Source organism: Aeromicrobium yanjiei (assembly GCF_009649075.1).
GTDB lineage: Bacteria > Actinomycetota > Actinomycetes > Propionibacteriales > Nocardioidaceae > Aeromicrobium > Aeromicrobium yanjiei.
Window position 1 is genome coordinate 1,954,508 of the sequence record NZ_CP045737.1, and the last position, 16,357, is coordinate 1,970,864.

Genomic DNA, 16,357 nt, shown 5'->3' on the forward strand with positions numbered 1-16,357 from the left:
CTCCATTCACTCCGTTCAACGAATCGTGGTGTGTGCCCCTGTCAGCCCTCTTTGGCACTCCACGTGATCGACTTGGTCTGCAGGAACTCGTCGAGCCCTGCCTCACCCCATTCACGACCCAGGCCGCTCTGCTTGTAGCCACCGAACGATGCGTGCGGCGTCACGCCGCCGCCACCACCGTTGATGCCGACCATGCCCGTTCGCAGCTGCTTGGCGATCCCATAGGCGCGCACTGGACTCTTGGACCAGACCGCACCTCCGAGCCCGAAGTCGCTGTCGTTCGCGAGCTTGACCGCCTCGGCATCGTCCTTGAAGGAGATGACGACGCCCACGGGGCCGAAGAACTCCTCCTGAGCGATCGACATCGAGTTGTCGACGTCGACGAACAGCGTGGGCTCGACGAAGAAGCCCTTGTCGAGTCCGACCGGACGCCCGCCGCCGTAGGCGATCTGCGCGCCTTCGTCCTGCCCCTTGCGGATCAGCTTCTCGACCTTGTCGCGCTGGGCAGCGCTGATCAGCGGCCCCATGACCGTCTCGGGATCGGCCGGATCGCCGACCTTGATGTAGTCGAGCGCAGCCTTGATCATGCCGATCAGCTCATCCTTGCGCGACTCGTGCACGATCGTGCGCGTCAGCAGCGAACAGCCCTGGCCTGCGTGCACCGTGATGCCCATGATCACATCGCGCACGGCCAAGGTGAGATCGGCGTCCTCGCAGATGATGTTGGCAGATTTGCCGCCGAGCTCGAGGACGACCTTCTTCATGGTCGGCGCGGCCTGGGCGTACACGAGACGACCCACGGTGTCCGAACCCGTGAAGCTCACCAGATCGACCATCGGATTGGTGGTCAGCTCCTGGCCCGCTGCGATGTCGCCGGTCACGACGTTGAAGACTCCTGGCGGGACACCCGCCTCATCTGCGAACTCCGCGATCAGGAAGGCCTCGAGCGGCGTGGTGGGCGCAGGCTTGAGGATCACGGTGCAGCCGGCCGCAAGCGCCGGCGCGACCTTCATGATGTTGAGGAAGAACGGGAAGTTGTAGGCCGAGATCAGCGCGGTCACGCCGAACGGCTCACGCCGGATGACTCCCTGACCGATCTGCCCGGCGGCCTCGTTGATCGTCGGCGTCATCGCCTTCTCGTACGGGAACGTGACCATGGCTCGCTCGGCCATGTCTCGGAAGTTGGAGATCGGGATGCCGACCTGGATCGAGTCGGCCAAGGCCCGGGTCGAGCCGCACTCGCGCATGTTGAGCTGGATGATCTCCTCGCGGCGACGATCCATGATGTCGGCCATGCGGAGGAGCACCTCTGAGCGCTCCTTGACGGTCATGGTCGGCCACGGCCCGTCGTCGAATGCGGTACGCGCCGCCTGGACTGCTCGGGCGACGTCGGAAGAAGTCGCCTGCGGCACCCGGCCGATGACCTCTTCGGTCGCCGGGTTGATGACCTCGATCATCTCCGAGCCGTCGCTGTCCCGCCATGCGCCATCGATGTACAGCTTGTACGTATGAACAGCCATCTTCACTCTTCCTCGCGCCGGAACCATTAATTATATGATTCCACTGATTAGCCTGTGACGCCGATCATACCTCGGCCGACCGCGTCAGGGTAGTGGACTCGCGAATAAGCGAATTCAGTCCCCGATCGGGTCCGCGCCCTAGCCAACTTATGGTTAGATCATTAATATAATGTGAGACACATCACCGCACACACGAAGGATGAGAGCTATGGGTCGCGTCGAGGGCAAAGTCGTGTTCATCACCGGGGCAGCACGCGGGCAGGGCAGGTCCCACGCGATCCGTCTCGCTCAAGAGGGTGCTGACATCATTGGCGTAGACATCTGCGCCGACATCGCCACCAACAGCTACGGCATGGCGACGCGCGAGGACCTCGACGAGACGGTTCGCCTCGTCGAGAAGGAGGGGCGGCGCATGATCGCGAGCGTCGCGGACGTCCGCGACCCGCAGGCGCTCAAGGACGCGGTCGCAGCCGGCGTCTCAGCACTCGGCCGGCTCGACAGCGTCGTCGCCCAGGCAGGCATCTGCCCGATGGGCACTGATGACCCCGAGGCGTTCCTCGACGCCGTCACGGTTGACCTCAACGGCGTGATCAACGCCGTCCAGGCCGCGATGCCACACCTCAGCAAGGGGGCGTCCATCGTGGCGACCGGCAGCCTGGCCGGCCTCGTGCAGGGCTCGACCGACAACCCCGACAACGGTGCCGGCGGTCTCGGCTACTCCTGGGCCAAGCGCGCAGTCGCATCCTTCGTGCACGATCTGTCCATCGTGCTCGGCCCCAAGGGCATGCGCGCGAATGCCGTGCACCCGACCAACTGCAACACCGACATGCTCAACAGCGACATCATGTACAAGATCTTCCGTCCGGACCTGGACAAGCCCACGCGGGACGACGCGCTGGTGGCCTTCCCGGCGATGACCAACATGGGTGTCCCCTACGTCGAGCCCCAGGACATCTCCGACATGGTGCTCTTCCTGCTCTCGGACGAGTCGCGCTACGTCACTGGCATGCAGATGCGGGTCGATGCCGGCGCCTACACGCTGCGCCGCCCTCAGGCGCCCGCCTTCTAGCCTTCCCTACCCCACCGCCCCGTTCGTGCCGCGACTCCTCGGAGCCGCGGCACGAACACGTAACGATGGAGCACCTGACATGAGCACGATTGGATTCGTCGGACCGGGCCAGATGGGCATGCCGATGGTTGAGCGACTCGTCACCGCGGGGCACTCAGTCGTCGTCCACGCCCGGCGTGAGGAGGTGCGCGAGCACCTCGACGAGCTCGGAGCACGGGCCGTTGCCGATCCGCGAGAGGTGGCGGACGGGGCCGACCTCGTACTGATCTGCCTGTTCTCCGATCCGCAGCTGCAGGAGGTCGCGCCGTCTCTCATCGACGCGGCTCGCAAGGGCTCGATCATCGCCTCGCACGTCACCGGCAGCATCGCGACCATCCAGGAGCTCGCCGAGCGAGGTCGATCCCGCGGGATCGACGTGCTGGACGCCCCGGTGAGCGGCACGGACACCAAGATCCGAGCGGGCGAGCTGACGGTGATGCTGGGCGGTGACTCCGACGCCGTTGCGGCCGCAACGGGCCCGATCAGCGCCTACAGCAACCCGGTGCTGCCGACGGGACCGCTCGGTTCGGCGTTGAAGATGAAGCTCGTGAACAACCTGCTGTTCGCCGCCAACGTCCAGCTGGTGGCCGAGGCGGCCGCACTGGGTGAGAGCCTCGGCCTGGAGACCTCCACGCTCCTTACGACGCTGGGCCACTGCAGCGGTGGCAGCGCGGCCAGCAGCTATGCCTCGGCAGCCGGCGACATCGCAACCTTCGGCGCGGGCATCGCCCACTACCTCGGCAAGGACGTCGCGGTGTGCCAGCAGGTCGCCGCCGAGCTGGGTGCGAACCCCGAGCTCCTGCTGTCCGTGGTCGACCGCGGGCCGCTGCCGCTGACCTCCTGAGACACACGACAAGACCGGCCGGGCGAGATCACTCGCCCGGCCGGTTCTCAGTTGGCGCCGATCAGGTGACGGCGCCGGCGATCTTGAGCTCGATGAGTCGCTCTTCGCTGAGTCCGAGCTCGGACAGGATGTCGTCGGTGTGCTCGGCGAACTGCGGAGCGCGCGTCAGCGACACGTCCGTCTCGTCGAACTGCACGGGATTGACGACCAGCTTCTGCGCATTGCCGTCGGCGTCGACCACATCGGCGATCTGGCCGTTCGCCACCAGCGACACGTCGTTGCCGACCTCCCACGCATTCTGCACCGCGGCCCACTGCCCGTCCATGCCCTCGAACAGCTTGACCCATTCGTCGTACGGCCGGGACTCCATGATCTCGGCCACGATCTCAGCCGCCTCCAGGGCGTTGGCCATGATCTTCTCCACCGAGTCGAAACGCTCGTCGGTGATCAGGTCCTCACGTCCGACAACGGTGCAGAACTCCGGCCAGTACTTCCCGGGCTGGAGCATCGAGAACATCAGCCAGCGATCATCGGAGGTTCGGTAGGTGCCGATGAGCGGATTGGTCGCCGAGCCGTGCTTGGGCGCATTCCTCTTGGGAAGGGCCTGCCCGGCCATGAGTGCCAGATTGACCGAGAACTGCGTGGCCCAGGCGCCCACGCCGAGCAGCGAGACGTCCACGACCGAGGTCTCCCCCGTCGTCGCACGCTTGTAGAGCGCTGCGGCGATGCCACCGGCGATCGTCATGCCCCCCATCGAGTCGCCGTAGGCGCCGGAGGGCATACCCAGGAGCTGTTCGGATCCTTCGGGGGTCACGCCGTCGCCGCTGCCGCCGCGCGCCCAGAAGGCGGTGCTGTCATATCCGCCCTTGTCGATCTCTTCGCCGCGCTGCCCGAAGCCGCTGCCTCGCACGACGATGATGTCGGGGTTGATCTTGCGGACGTCCTCGAGCTCGATGCCCAGCTTCTTGCGTGCCCGGGGCAGGAAGTTGGTCAAGAACACGTCACTGTTGCGAATCAGCTCGTGCAGCACCTCCATCGCCTCGGGCTTCTCCAGTGCCAGGCCGATGCTGCGCTTGCCGCGGTTCGGGCCTTCCATGATCGGGAAGAACGACGCACCCTTGCTGAGGACGTCGAGGCCGAGGAGACGGACGAGGCCGCGCTGTGCATCCCCGGTCTCGGCGTGCTCGACCTTGATGACGTCGGCACCCCAGTCGGCGAGCACCGCGCCTGCCGCCGGCACGAAGGTGAACTGGGCGACTTCCAGGACGCGCACGCCCTGCATGGGTCCGGTCATTGTGTGTCTCCTTCGTCTTGGTACTTGATGATGTGCAGGTTGACAAGGCTGAATCCCACGGCACTCACCGGCTAAGCGCCACGCAGGAGCATGACGCCAGATGGCACGCCTCCGCCGGCCGCGACCGCGGCCACCTGCGCGCCCGCCACCTGACGACCCGTCGCCTCGCCGCGCAGCTGGAGCATCGCTTCGCGGACGAAGCCGTATCCGTGCAGTCGCCCCGCCGACAGCTGGCCGCCGTGGGTGTTGAGGGGCAGCCTGCCGTCCAGCGCGATGCCGCGACCCTCGTCGATGAAGTCCTTCGCACCACCCAGCTCGCAAAAGCCCAGCGCTTCGAGATACGACAGGCAGTTGAACGTGAAGCCGTCGTAGAGCTGAGCGACGTCGACGTCCTCGGGCGTCAGTGACGTGCGACTCCACAGGTGTGCCGAAGGACCGAGCGTCTGCGGCAGATGCGTCAAGGTGTCCTGGTCCCAGGAGAGGCGTTCCATGATCTGCGTGCCGACAGCCTCCACGAAGACCGCAGGCTTGGGCCGGTCCTTGACCGTCTCCGCCGCCGAGACGATGACGGCGATCGCACCGTCCACGGGGACATCGCAGTCGAACAGTCCGAACGGCGACGTGACCATCCGCGCCGACATGTAGTCGTCCATGGTCATCGGATCGCGGTAGACGGCCTCCGGGTTGAGCATCGCATTCTTGCGAGCGTTGATCGCGATGTGCCCGAGGGTCTCGCGGCCGCCGCCATAGGTGTGGAAGTAGTTCGACGCATTGCACGCAATCCAGTTGGCCGCAGAGACGGCGCCGAACGGGGCGCGCCACTCCATCATGCCGGTGGCCCGCTCATTGCCGACCTTCCAGGCACCCGACCGCGTCATGGCCGAGTACGAGCCCTGCCAGACAGTGCGGAAGCACAAGACATGCCGGCACAGACCAGCGGAGACTGCGAGCATCGCGGCCATGATCGAACCGATCTGCCCCGGGGTTTCGCCACCGCCGTTGACCCAGGTGGGGCGAATCTGGAGGGCCTCCTCGACCGCCATGACACCGCCTTCGGACATCCCGGCCGGCGCATTGCCCGGATAGGTCGCGAGGCCATCGATCTCATCGATCGTCAGGCCCGCATCCTCGATCGCCTTCAAGCTGGCCTCGACCGTCAGCGACAGCGGATCCACCATCAGCCGGCGGCCGACCCTCGACTGGCCGACGCCCGTGAGAGCGACATCGTCCTCGAACTTCTTGGACGAGGCCATCGGCCGAAGCGCTGCTGCGACGTCACGCTGTGCGGGGATGGGTCCGAGCTCGGGCCCCGCATCCGGATCGGGTTCGAACAACGGCAGATAGACCTCTTCGGCCTTCTCGAACAGCACCCGGACGCGCATGCCGATCGCGACGGCCTCGGGCTCGCAGTTGACGATGTTGGTCATCAGTCGCGCGCCGTCGTCCTCTTCAAGAGCGACGATCGCCACGACGTAGGGAGGCGGAAACGACGGAAGCCAATGCTGACTGTTGACCGTGAAGCCGACCACCACGGCCCGGCCCGACACCGGGGTCATGGTGACGTTGATGCTCCGGCAGCTCCGGCAGGTCGGCAGCGGCGGGTGCATGTAGGTCGAGCAGTCGTCGCAGCGGGCTATCCGCAGCTCGCCGTCGGCTCCCGCGGACCAGAAGTCCGCGCTCGCCAGGGTCGGCTGCGGCAGCGGGCGCACCACTTCAGATGTTGTCATCGACTTCTGCTCTCTCGTCGTGGTCATGTCATTCACTGGCCGGGGAACGCCGGCGGTCAGTACGAGCTGCTGCGCGGCCCTGCGCCTCCGAGCGCGTCGATGCTCTGGTCACCCCACGTCAAGAGACGAAGCTCTTCAGCTGGGCGATCGTGCTCACTCGACCCGCGTGGGTGGGCGCGAGAGGTGACGTGTTCAGCGTCGTGACGCCGCTCTCGGCGAAGGCTGCTGCCCGCTCCTTGACCCAGCCGGGTGCGCCGATCAGGGCGACGCCGTGGACGAACTCGTCGGGGACGGCTGCCGCGGCCTCGGCCTTCTTCCCCGACAGGAAAAGCTCTTGGATGACCGGTGCGGACTCCTCGTAGCCGTAGCGGATCGCGAGGTCGTTGTAGAAGTTCTTGCCCTTGGCGCCCATGCCGCCGACGTACAGAGCCAGGTGCTCGCGCACATTCTGCATCGCGGCCTCCTTCTCATCGGCGTCCTCGGTGATCGCGACCTTGACGTCGACGATGATCTGCAACGGGTCCAGACCGGCCTGCCGGTTGGCCTTCCCCTTGGCGAGTGCATCGCCGAACGCCGCTTCAGCGCGTTCGGGCACGTAGAAGATCGGCTCCCAGCCGTCGAACATCTCGGCGGCGAGCTGGACGTTCTTGGGACCGAGAGCAGCCAGCACGACCGGGATGTTGTCGCGGACCGGGTGATTGATCAGCCGCAGCGGCTTCCCGAGCCCGCTGCCGCCGTGCTCCTTCGTGAGCGGGAGGTGGAAGTGCTTGCCGTCGTACTCGAGCGGTTCGCGACGCCAGACCTTGCGGCAGATCTCCACGACCTCGCGGCAGCGGCCGTGCGGTGCGTCGTACTTGATGCCGTGGAAGCCCTCGACGACCTGGGGGCCCGAGGCGCCGATGCCCAGCGTGAACCGGCCGTCCGAGACGTAGTCGAGTCCTGCGGCCGTCATGGCCAGCAGTGCAGGCGTGCGTGAGTAGATGTTGAGGATTCCGGAGGTGATTCCCAGGGTGGATGTCTTCGCGGCGATGTAACCGAGCTGGCTCACCGCGTCGAAGGTGTACGCCTCGGGCAGCAGGACGTCGTCGAGACCCACTGCTTCGTACTCCACGAGCTCTTCGACCGTCTCCTTGAAACCGCCGCTGTAGCTCATCGGCATGCCGATCTTCATGTGCATTCCTCTCGACATCTCATCGACGCTCGACCGGGATCGATCAAAATCAGTTAACTATATAACGCGAGAGGGCGCATCGGTAGCCCCGGCGCAGACACCATCCTGTCCGGTCATCGGGCCACCCGGGGGATGGTCAGGGCCGTGGCGCCTGCAACGAGCGCAATGCCTGCGCCGACGACGAAGGCGATCTCATAGGCACCCAGCGAGGGCAGCCCGGTGCCGACCACGACGCCGGCCACCAGGATCGCCGAGACCAGTTGCGTACCGAGCGAGGAGCCGATCGACCTGACAACGGCATTGACTCCCGTCCCCTCGCCTGTGCGCTCGGGCATCACCCCTTCGATGATCGCGTTCGCCATCGCGGCGAACGCGATCGAGCCTCCGACGAGCGCCACCGTCGTCAACACGATGACGAGCAGGAGTCCCCCACCAGCAGACAGGGCGAGGAACGCCAGCCCGACGGCATTGACGATGCACCCCAGCGACAAAGCGATCCGACTCCCCCACCTCGATGAGATCCAGCCGGAGAGCGGACCCGCGAACAGCGACAGCAGCGTGCCGGGAACCAGCAGAAGACCGGCCTCGGTCGCGGTCAGCCCGTGCCCGTAGTCGGTCCAGGCCGGCGCTTGGCCGATCGCGGGCACCAGCAGGAACGGCACGAAGATCGCACTTCCCGCGAGGAGCGTCGTGGTGTTGGTCCGCAGCAGCACGGGCTTCATCGCGAGTCGGAGGTCGATGAGCGGTGCGCTCGCCCTGAGACTGTGCACCACCCACGCAGCCAGCACGAGGACGCCGAGCGCCGCGAGGGCGAGGGTCTTCGCGTCGGACCACCCCCACGCACCCCCCTGGCTGAGTGCCAGGAGAGGCGCCGTCAGGCCGATCGACAGCAACACGGCGCCGACGACATCGACCGCGCCTCCGCCCTTGTCATCCGATTCGGGCAGCCGCCATTTGTCGACCAGGCACACGACCGCCGCAGGGACCGCCCCGGCCCAGAACAGCAGCCGGAAGCCGCCCAGATCCATGATCACCCCGCCCAGGAACAGTCCCCCGCTCGCGCCCAGTCCGGCCATCGCCGAAAGGGTGCCGATGGTCGACGGCACCTGACGCGCCCCCATCGTGCTCCGGATGATGCCGAAACACAGCGGCAGGACACCGCCGCCTGCGCCGGCGACGATTCGACCCAGCACCACCAGCTCGAGCGTGGGTGCGACCGCAGAGATCAGGCTCCCGAGGGCGAACAACGCCATCGCGAGCATCAGGATTCTCCGACGCCCCCACATGTCACCCAGCCTGCCGAGGATCGGCGTGCACACCGCGGCGCTGACGAAGTACCCCGTCAGGATCCACGCGACGTCCGCAGTGTTGCGGTCGAGCTCGGCACCGATGTGCGGCAGCGCGGGGATCACCGCGGTCTGCGCCAGCGCGAACACCATGACGTTCGCGGCGAGGACGTACTGCGTGCCGGACGACTCGTCCGCGGCCATCATCGCTCCTTACCGGGGCAAGGCAGACACCGCGGAACGCCCGTGGGCGTTCCGCGGTGTCTGAGCAGGCTCTCGGGTCAGCTCGTGCGCGGGAAGTTGAGCACTTCGCGGGCGTTGAGCTCCACGATCTTGTGGGCCTCGTCGTCGGGCACGTCAACGAGGGACTCAGCGATGACCTTGCGGCTGTTGGGCCACTGCGAGTCAGAGTGCGGGTAGTCGATCTCGACACAGATGCGGTCGACGCCGATCTCGTGACGATTGGCCAGGCCGTGACGATCGTCGATGTAGCAGCCCCAGAAGTGCTTGCGAATCAGGTCGGACGGCTTCGTGTCGAAGTCGATCGGCTGATACCACCGGTGCTGGAACCACGAGTAGTCGGCGCGCTCGGCGACGTACGGAAGCCAACCGATACCGCCCTCGGCCAGCATGATCTTCAGATTCGGGTGCTTCTGCAGCTGGCCCGAGAACACCAGCTCGACCGTCGACCACATCAGATTGGTCGAGAACAGGGCGATGTTGACGATGAACGGCGCCTCGATGTGAGGCGAGCCGTCGGGCATCGTCGCCGGCGTGACCGGCGGGAAGGCCGCAGCGGCAGAGGCGTTGAATCCCGGGACGAAGCTGCCCGAGCCGAAGTGCAGGCTGACCGGCATGTTCGTGTCTTCGCAGACATCCCACAGTGGCGCCCAGTAGTCACTGCTGAATCCGGGGAGACCGAGGGGCGAGGGGCTGTCGGGGAACGAGACCGTCCGAGCGCCCATGTTGGCAACGCGCAGCGCCTCCTTGGCCGCCAGCTCGACGTCCCACGTCGGCAGGATGGCCAGCGGGACGTAGCGATCGGGGGCGCTCGCGCTCCACTCCTCGATGCTGAAGTCATTCCAGGCCTGGACTGCCGCGAGCGACAGCTCCTTGTCCTTGCTGCGATGGAACACACCGCCGCCGAAGCCCGGGAAGGACGGGAAGCAGCATGCGGCCTGAACGCCGTCGATGTCCATGTCCTTGACGCGGGCAATCGGGTCGTAGCAACCCGGGATCATGTCGTCGTATCGCACGGGCTCCATGCCGAAGTCCTTCGGCTCCTTGCCCGCCACCGCGTTGAGTCCGATGTACGGGTAGATGTCGCCGTCGTACTTCCAGACGTGGTGTCCTTGGTCCGTCTCGATGATCTGCGGCCCGCGCTCGACGAACTTCTTGGGAAGCCGATCCGTCCAGACCCTTGGATGCTCGATCACGTGGTCATCGACCGAAATGATTTGCATATGGTCTTGAAGTGGCATGCCCAGGCTCCTATCGCTTAGTGAGGTCGATCATATAACTTATTAGTCAGCGTTGTAAACCGGTACTACACAGAGGGGACAGACATGAACGACTCCAATGAGGTCGAGCGCGAGATCGAGGACGATCACGACCTGCTGACGTACAACGAATCCAGTGCCCGACTGAGTGAGGAGATCGCGAATCTCCGCTCCCAGATCGAGCAGGCAGGCACCGACGGCATCACCGCCGATGGCCTGACGGTGGAAGCTGCGAAGCAGCGGATCGTCGATCTGGAAGAAGCGGCACAGCGCAACTCCCAGCTGGCCGAGACGGACAAGGACGCCGCGGGATTCCTCGGGTTCACGCCCGGACAGTCAACGACGGACTAGATCTCGGGCAGGTCGCGCCCTCAGGTGGACGACGGCTTCGGCCGGTACGACGTCACCATGAGGAGCGCGGCCCCCGCGATCCCGGTGACCGCCGCCGCGATCGCCCAGCCGTAGCCGGCGACGTCGAGACCAAGTGCGTGATCGAGCGACCAGTCACCCGGGCCGACCGCGGCCAGTCCCACGGCGACCATCGCGACGAGGACGACGTACTCGACGCCGCCCTTGAAGATGAAGTAGCCCTTGCCGCGATGATCCGTCAGAGCCGCTACAGCCATGAGTCCGACGAATGCGGCGGCGCCCAGGCTCGTCAGCAGGCCCAAGGTGACCAGCAGGCCCGCCCCGATCTCGGCGACGGCCGCGACCCGCGCATGGAGCCATGCCGGCCGAAGTCCGAGACTCTCGAACCAGCCTGTGGTCCCGCTGAGTCCTCCCCCGCCGAAGATCTTGTTCCAGCCGTGCGTGATCAGCATCGGCCCGAGGGCCAGACGCACCATGAGCATTCCGAAATCGACGTCCATCAGTGCGCTCCTCAGACCGGGCATTGGGTTTACTGATATTACTACACACAGCGAAACTGTCCCGCCACTCACCACACCGAACGGATCGCCGCAGATGACCACACCCGGAATCGTCGGTCCGACGACGGACGACCGCACGCTGCTCGAGATGCTCGAGCTCGAGACGATCGACACGAACGTGTTCCGCGCCAATTTCGTCTTTCCCGATCACTACGCGCTCTACGGGGGCCAGGTGGCGGCCCAGGCGCTGCGCGCTGCCGGACTCACCGCCGAGGGCCGGCTGCCCCACTCGCTCCACGGCTACTTCCTGCGCCCCGGTGACGCCTCCCGTCCCATGCTGCTGAAGGTCTACCGCGATCGAGACGGCCGATCGTTCTCGGCCCGCCGCGTCGTGGCGCTCCAGGAGGGAGAGGTGATCTTCAACATGTCTGCCTCCTTCTCGACACCTGCCGACGGCGACGACCGTCAGATCGCCCAGCTACCCGACGTATCGGCTCCCGATGAGAATCGGGTCTACACGATTCCCCGACTCTTCTCCTTCGAGGGACGAAAGGCCGAGCAGGCCCTTCCGGGTCTCGAGTATCCGATCAGGTTCTGGGCGCGGTGCACCGCTCCCCTGGGGACGGACCCGCTGCTGAACGCGTGCGCCCTGACCTACCTGTCCGACATCTCGAGCGGCACGGCCGCCTTCAACACGCCGACGCACGCCACATCCTCGAGCCTGGACCATGCGATGTGGTTCCACCGACCGATCATCGCGAACGACTGGCTCCTCGTCGACCTGGTGCCACACACGCTCGCGGCGGGGCGGGGCTGGTACACGGGGTCGATTTTTCACTCCGATGGCAGCTTGGTAGCGAGCCTCACACAGGAGGCCTTGTTCAGAAGGCGACATTGACGGTGTTATCCGAGTCGATTACTGATATCACCTCGATTGAGATGTAGGCTGCAACTATGAGTACGACGAGTACGTCCCATGACGACATCATGCAAGTCGGTAAGGTCATGCGTGCGCCGAAGACCGCCGAGCTGATCGCGACCCATCTGCGCCGCCAGATCGTGAAGGGCGAACTCACGCCCGGCGAGACGCTGCCGCCCGAGGTTCAGCTGATGTCCCAGTACGGCGTCTCGCGGCCCACGCTGCGCGAGGCCTTCCGGATCCTCGAGACCGAGACGCTGATCAGCGTCCGTCGAGGCTCACGGGGCGGCGCCCAGGTCATGCAGCCCGACATCTCGGTGGCCGCCCGATACGTCGGTCTGCTGCTCCAGATCTCGGGCACCACGATCGACGATGTGTACGAGGCCCGCAAGGTGTCCGAGCCCGAGTGCGCTCGCCTGCTGGCGAAGACCCGCACCAAGCAGGACATCGCCGATCTCCAGAGCTGCATCGAAGATCTGCGGAAGGTCGTCGAGGCCGGCACGAAGGCTGTTCCCGATCCGAGTCGTTGGTCGGGCCTGACCTACAAGTTCCATGAGCTGATCATGCAGCGGTGCGGCAACAAGACCCTTGCCGTGCAGGGCGCGGTGCTGCACGACATCGTGACCACCCACCTCGAGCTGTCGGTCGCCACCAAGTTCGACCAGGGTGACAGCTCTGAACGGTTCCAGCGAGTCATCAAGGCCTACGAGAAGCTCGTTGCTCTCGTCGAGGCCAAGGACGGCGACGGTGCTGCCGAGCACTGGCGCAAGCACATGGACGTCGCAGCGAAGTACCTGTTCCAGAACGACCTCAAGAACAAGCCCGTGGTCGACTTGTTCGCCTGATCCACCTCACACAGCTGAAAGCCGAAGTGCCTGATGGCCTTCGGCTTTCTGCGTTCCAGATCGTGACCACGCGCGGCCATGCGTTATACAGTTAGATTAGCGTGCGATATCTGACCAGCTGCCGCGGTCTCGAGCAAGGACACTGTGATGACGTCTGAACCCCTTCGTCCCGACGACTTCCTCCGCCTCGACGAGCGGGTCGCCCTCGTCACGGGAGCCGGACAGGGCGTGGGCGCGAGGATCGCCCGCTATCTCGCAGCCAGCGGGGCACGAGTCGTGGTCAACGACTACTTCGCGGATCGTGCGGCCGAGGTGGCACAGAGCATCGTCGACGCGGGCGGCGAGGCGATCGCCCTCGCGTGCGACGTCAGCGACTTCGCATCGGTCTCATCGATGCTGGCACAGGCCGAGCACGAGCTCGGACCGGTCAGCATCCTGGTCAACAATGCCGGCAACGCCGGCGCTCGCGGCACCTTTGACTCGATGGCGATCCCGTTCTGGGAGTCCGATCCGTCCGACTGGCAGCCATTCCTCGACGTCAATCTCACGGGCGTCATGAACTGTTGCCGGGCCGCCATGCCGGCGATGGTCCGCGGCGGTCACGGCCGCATCATCACGATCGTCTCGGACGCCGGACGCGTGGGCGAGCCGAGCCTGCCCGTCTACGCCGCGGCCAAGGCCGGAGCCGCAGGCTTCATGCGCTCGATCGCCAAGGCCGGCGGACGCCACCTGGTCACGGCCAACTGCGTCTCGCTGTCGACCATTCGTGACTCCGATGCGGCCGCCGATCCCGAGAAGGACGCGAGGCACCTGCGCGACTACACGATCAGGCGCTTCGGCACGCCGGACGACGCGGCCGGCGTGGTGCTGCTCCTGGCATCGGAGTCCGGTTCGTGGATCACGGGTCAGACCATCCCGGTGAACGGCGGATACTCCTCGGCGCTGTGACAGCCCACGCCGGCAGCAGACGTCAGCTCCCGGCGGGCGTCGCGATCCGGTACGGCTGCGGTGCTCCGGGGACCTCGACGCGCGTCTTGGCGATGTGCGGGTTCACGATCGATCCCACGAGGAGGTCGCGCCGGTCGGGTCCGGTGAACACCGGGTTGGTCGGCCAGCCGAGATCGGTCTCGGCGGGGTCGAAGGCGTACATCTGCACGTCCTTGCCGCCCGGGGCGATCACCGCCAGCGCATTGCGGTTGTAGACACCGACCCACAGCGCCCCCGACTCGTCGAAGGCCATGCCGTCCGGGCCCGCCGCCATGAGCTCGGCCTCCAGGCCGTCCTCGGGCAGGATGCAGTAGGTCTCGAGCTCGCCCAGCCCGCCGCCCGGGAGGATCGCGGCACGGCTCAGTCGGCCGGTGAACGTCTCGGCGACGTACAGGTGTCGGCCGTCCGGCGACAGGGCCAGACCGTTGGCGAAGCTGAGCCCGTCGGCCAGGATCTCCGAGCTGCCGTCCGGCCTCCGCACGAACAACCAGCCATCCGGATCGGCCAGCATCTCGGGAATCTTGTCCGGGCCGGGGTGGGGGAAGCGGGTGGACTCGGTGGCCCAGACGAAGCCGTTCGCATCAGCCAGCGCGTAGTTGGCGTGCGTGACTGCCTGGCCGTCGACCACGTCGATCAAGGTCTCGACGGCACCGTCGGCGGTGTCGAGCACCTGCAGCGCCCCTTCGAAGTTGGCGATCAGCAGCCGTCCGTCGGGCAGGAAGTTGAGGCTGTTCGGCTCTCCCCCGGCCTTGCCGATCTGAGTGATCGAGCCGTCAGAGGCCACCCGGGCAGCTGCACCGGCCTTGTCGCTGACCCAGATGGAACCGTCCGGAGCCTCCGCGATGTCCTCGGGCCGGGTGACACCGGATCCGAACGGTTCGAATGTCAGGGTCTCGCTCATCATTGCCTCCCAGTGCGTGACGGCCATCTGCCGACCCCGACATTGTTCTACCTATTTGTACTAAACACAAGGCATATGGCGAGAAGCGGTCAGGAGACGGCGGACGATCGTGCAGAGAGCATTCCCTCGGCCACCAGGGGCCGGTACTTCCCGATCAGGCGTGGAGAGCCGAAGGTCGCCACGGCCACCAAGGACTCGCCGTCGTGATAGCCGTACACGGCGGAGCCGCTGTCGGCGTCCTGCTCGAGCCAGCCACCCGTCCGTGCCATCTCGGTGCGCCCGATCACCTGGATCTTGATGCCGTGCTGATCCGACCAGAAGTAGGGCGCCTGCCGCAGGTAGTCCGGCACCGGAAGACCCAGGATCGTGTGAGCCACGATGGCGGCCTGGTCGCCGGCCGTCGACCAGTGCTCTCGGCGGGTCGGCAGCCCGGTGAGCTCGTCGCGCCACCGGGCGACGTCGCCGAGCGCGTAGACCCCATCCAGACCTTCGACCGCGCCCGATCCGTCACACAAAACCCCGCCGACGACGTCGAGTCCGAGTCCGTCGAGCACCCCCGTGTTGAGGGACGCACCCAGCCCGACCAGCGCCAGGTCTGCGGTGACGTGGGTGCCGTCCTCCAGCGTCACGGTCACCCCGCCGTCCGCACCGGAGAGCCCTCGTACAGGGCTGCCGGAGAGCACCCGCACCCCGTGGCGACGGTGCAGCTCGGAGCAGTACTCACCCGCCTCGGCACCGAGCGCACGGTGGAACAACGTCGGCATGGCCTCCACGATCGTGACGTCCACCCCGAGCACCCGGGCAGCGGCGGCCACCTCACCACCGATGAAGCCTCCGCCCACGACGACCAGCGACTCGGCCGCGGGCAGCGCCGAGCGCAGGCGCATCGCGTCATCGAGGGTGCGCAACCGGTGGATGAGCGGATGGTCGGGGACGAAGTCAGGCATCCGCGCCTCGGCGCCGGTCGCCACCACGACGACGTCGAAGTCCTCGGTCGAGCCGCTGGCCAAGTGGACGCGCCCGGGCGTCACCGCGCGAACGACGGCTCCCGGCCGAAGGTCCAGGGACAGCGCCTCGAGCTCGGCATCATCGGCGAGCCGAGCCTCGTCCACGGTCCAGTCGCCGAGCAGGATCTGCTTCGACAGCGGAGGCCGATCGTACGGAGGGTGCGTCTCGGCGCCGAACACGACCAACGGCCCGGTGTGCCCCAGTCGGCGCAGATCGGCCGCGACGCGGAAGCCTCCGAGGCCACTTCCCACCACGCCGATACGACAGGACTCGACGGCTGACATGGCCCACCTCATTCGCAACGAATCGGATCCTGCGCATCCCTGCTGGGTCGTCCAGCAAACATCTAGATAATCGTACTGTTAGGCGGACTGGGAGG

15 protein-coding genes are annotated in these 16,357 nt (G+C 66.3%); 6 read left to right on the top strand and 9 right to left on the bottom strand.

Translation table 11 applies throughout. The features are described from left to right. Positions 1-41: 41 nt before the first annotated feature. Complete coding sequence (locus tag GEV26_RS09685; protein WP_153652876.1) at positions 42-1,520, bottom strand: aldehyde dehydrogenase family protein; 1,479 nt, start codon at positions 1,518-1,520, stop codon at positions 42-44. A 208-nt stretch (positions 1,521-1,728) separates the two neighbouring features. Here GEV26_RS09685 and GEV26_RS09690 point away from each other — a divergent pair, with 208 nt between their 5' ends. Together GEV26_RS09690 and GEV26_RS09695 are read left to right on the top strand one after the other, a co-directional pair. Further along, positions 1,729-2,589 (top strand): mycofactocin-coupled SDR family oxidoreductase, encoded by an 861-nt coding sequence (locus GEV26_RS09690; protein WP_153652877.1) that lies wholly within the window; start codon positions 1,729-1,731, stop codon positions 2,587-2,589. Positions 2,590-2,668: 79 nt separating this feature from the next. Continuing rightward, positions 2,669-3,472 carry an NAD(P)-dependent oxidoreductase gene (locus tag GEV26_RS09695; RefSeq protein ID WP_194839808.1) on the top strand — a complete coding sequence of 268 codons (804 nt, stop codon included), beginning with the start codon at positions 2,669-2,671 and terminating at the stop codon, positions 3,470-3,472. Positions 3,473-3,533: 61 nt separating this feature from the next. On the opposite strand, the gene GEV26_RS09700 is transcribed toward GEV26_RS09695, so the two are convergent. The 5 genes from GEV26_RS09700 to GEV26_RS09720 all read right to left on the bottom strand — a co-directional run bounded on the left by GEV26_RS09700 (position 3,534) and on the right by GEV26_RS09720 (position 10,386). Then, on the bottom strand, positions 3,534-4,766 hold the full coding sequence (locus GEV26_RS09700; protein ID WP_194839809.1) for a CaiB/BaiF CoA transferase family protein: 1,233 nt from the start codon (positions 4,764-4,766) through the stop codon (positions 3,534-3,536). 71 nt (positions 4,767-4,837) lie between these two features. Beyond that, positions 4,838-6,520, bottom strand: coding sequence for a thiolase C-terminal domain-containing protein (locus GEV26_RS09705; protein ID WP_208430811.1), 1,683 nt, complete (start codon positions 6,518-6,520; stop codon positions 4,838-4,840). A 91-nt stretch (positions 6,521-6,611) separates the two neighbouring features. After that, positions 6,612-7,664 (bottom strand): LLM class F420-dependent oxidoreductase, encoded by a 1,053-nt coding sequence (locus GEV26_RS09710; RefSeq protein WP_153652879.1) that lies wholly within the window; start codon positions 7,662-7,664, stop codon positions 6,612-6,614. Positions 7,665-7,777: 113 nt separating this feature from the next. Then, entirely contained in the window at positions 7,778-9,154 is a 1,377-nt protein-coding gene (locus tag GEV26_RS09715; RefSeq protein ID WP_194839810.1) for an MFS transporter, read from the bottom strand. Between the two features lie 77 nt (positions 9,155-9,231). After that, on the bottom strand, positions 9,232-10,386 hold the full coding sequence (locus tag GEV26_RS09720; protein ID WP_243838688.1) for an amidohydrolase family protein: 1,155 nt from the start codon (positions 10,384-10,386) through the stop codon (positions 9,232-9,234). 129 nt (positions 10,387-10,515) lie between these two features. Between GEV26_RS09720 and GEV26_RS09725 the strand changes: the two genes are divergently transcribed. Continuing rightward, a complete protein-coding gene (locus GEV26_RS09725) occupies positions 10,516-10,800 on the top strand; it encodes a hypothetical protein (protein ID WP_153652882.1) in 285 nt (94 codons plus the stop codon). A 20-nt stretch (positions 10,801-10,820) separates the two neighbouring features. Here GEV26_RS09725 and GEV26_RS09730 read toward each other — a convergent pair whose 3' ends face one another. Further along, positions 10,821-11,318 (bottom strand): DoxX family protein, encoded by a 498-nt coding sequence (locus tag GEV26_RS09730; protein ID WP_153652883.1) that lies wholly within the window; start codon positions 11,316-11,318, stop codon positions 10,821-10,823. 94 nt (positions 11,319-11,412) lie between these two features. Between GEV26_RS09730 and GEV26_RS09735 the strand changes: the two genes are divergently transcribed. The 3 genes from GEV26_RS09735 (at position 11,413) to GEV26_RS09745 (ending at position 14,030) form a co-directional block, all read left to right on the top strand. Beyond that, positions 11,413-12,216 carry an acyl-CoA thioesterase gene (locus tag GEV26_RS09735; protein ID WP_153652884.1) on the top strand — a complete coding sequence of 268 codons (804 nt, stop codon included), beginning with the start codon at positions 11,413-11,415 and terminating at the stop codon, positions 12,214-12,216. Positions 12,217-12,323: 107 nt separating this feature from the next. Beyond that, complete coding sequence (locus tag GEV26_RS09740; RefSeq protein ID WP_208430810.1) at positions 12,324-13,082, top strand: FadR/GntR family transcriptional regulator; 759 nt, start codon at positions 12,324-12,326, stop codon at positions 13,080-13,082. 147 nt (positions 13,083-13,229) lie between these two features. Continuing rightward, positions 13,230-14,030, top strand: coding sequence for an SDR family NAD(P)-dependent oxidoreductase (locus GEV26_RS09745; protein WP_153652886.1), 801 nt, complete (start codon positions 13,230-13,232; stop codon positions 14,028-14,030). 22 nt (positions 14,031-14,052) lie between these two features. On the opposite strand, the gene GEV26_RS09750 is transcribed toward GEV26_RS09745, so the two are convergent. Together GEV26_RS09750 and GEV26_RS09755 are read right to left on the bottom strand one after the other, a co-directional pair. Further along, positions 14,053-14,970, bottom strand: a complete 918-nt coding sequence (locus tag GEV26_RS09750) for an SMP-30/gluconolactonase/LRE family protein (protein ID WP_194839811.1) — start codon at positions 14,968-14,970, stop codon at positions 14,053-14,055. 89 nt (positions 14,971-15,059) lie between these two features. Then, a complete protein-coding gene (locus GEV26_RS09755; RefSeq protein ID WP_194839812.1) occupies positions 15,060-16,262 on the bottom strand; it encodes an NAD(P)/FAD-dependent oxidoreductase in 1,203 nt (400 codons plus the stop codon). Positions 16,263-16,357 lie beyond the last annotated feature (95 nt).

What these genes read in the sequence shown, in the direction of transcription:
- GEV26_RS09685 (WP_153652876.1), bottom strand. Translation starts at nt 1,520, where the DNA reads ATGGCTGTTCATACGTACAAGCTGTACATCGATGGCGCATGGCGGGAC.
- GEV26_RS09690 (WP_153652877.1), top strand. Translation starts at nt 1,729, where the DNA reads ATGGGTCGCGTCGAGGGCAAAGTCGTGTTCATCACCGGGGCAGCACGC.
- GEV26_RS09695 (WP_194839808.1), top strand. Translation starts at nt 2,669, where the DNA reads ATGAGCACGATTGGATTCGTCGGACCGGGCCAGATGGGCATGCCGATG.
- GEV26_RS09700 (WP_194839809.1), bottom strand. Translation starts at nt 4,766, where the DNA reads ATGACCGGACCCATGCAGGGCGTGCGCGTCCTGGAAGTCGCCCAGTTC.
- GEV26_RS09705 (WP_208430811.1), bottom strand. Translation starts at nt 6,520, where the DNA reads ATGACCACGACGAGAGAGCAGAAGTCGATGACAACATCTGAAGTGGTG.
- GEV26_RS09710 (WP_153652879.1), bottom strand. Translation starts at nt 7,664, where the DNA reads ATGAAGATCGGCATGCCGATGAGCTACAGCGGCGGTTTCAAGGAGACG.
- GEV26_RS09715 (WP_194839810.1), bottom strand. Translation starts at nt 9,154, where the DNA reads ATGGCCGCGGACGAGTCGTCCGGCACGCAGTACGTCCTCGCCGCGAAC.
- GEV26_RS09725 (WP_153652882.1), top strand. Translation starts at nt 10,516, where the DNA reads ATGAACGACTCCAATGAGGTCGAGCGCGAGATCGAGGACGATCACGAC.
- GEV26_RS09730 (WP_153652883.1), bottom strand. Translation starts at nt 11,318, where the DNA reads ATGGACGTCGATTTCGGAATGCTCATGGTGCGTCTGGCCCTCGGGCCG.
- GEV26_RS09735 (WP_153652884.1), top strand. Translation starts at nt 11,413, where the DNA reads ATGACCACACCCGGAATCGTCGGTCCGACGACGGACGACCGCACGCTG.
- GEV26_RS09740 (WP_208430810.1), top strand. Translation starts at nt 12,324, where the DNA reads ATGCGTGCGCCGAAGACCGCCGAGCTGATCGCGACCCATCTGCGCCGC.
- GEV26_RS09745 (WP_153652886.1), top strand. Translation starts at nt 13,230, where the DNA reads ATGACGTCTGAACCCCTTCGTCCCGACGACTTCCTCCGCCTCGACGAG.
- GEV26_RS09750 (WP_194839811.1), bottom strand. Translation starts at nt 14,970, where the DNA reads ATGAGCGAGACCCTGACATTCGAACCGTTCGGATCCGGTGTCACCCGG.
- GEV26_RS09755 (WP_194839812.1), bottom strand. Translation starts at nt 16,262, where the DNA reads ATGTCAGCCGTCGAGTCCTGTCGTATCGGCGTGGTGGGAAGTGGCCTC.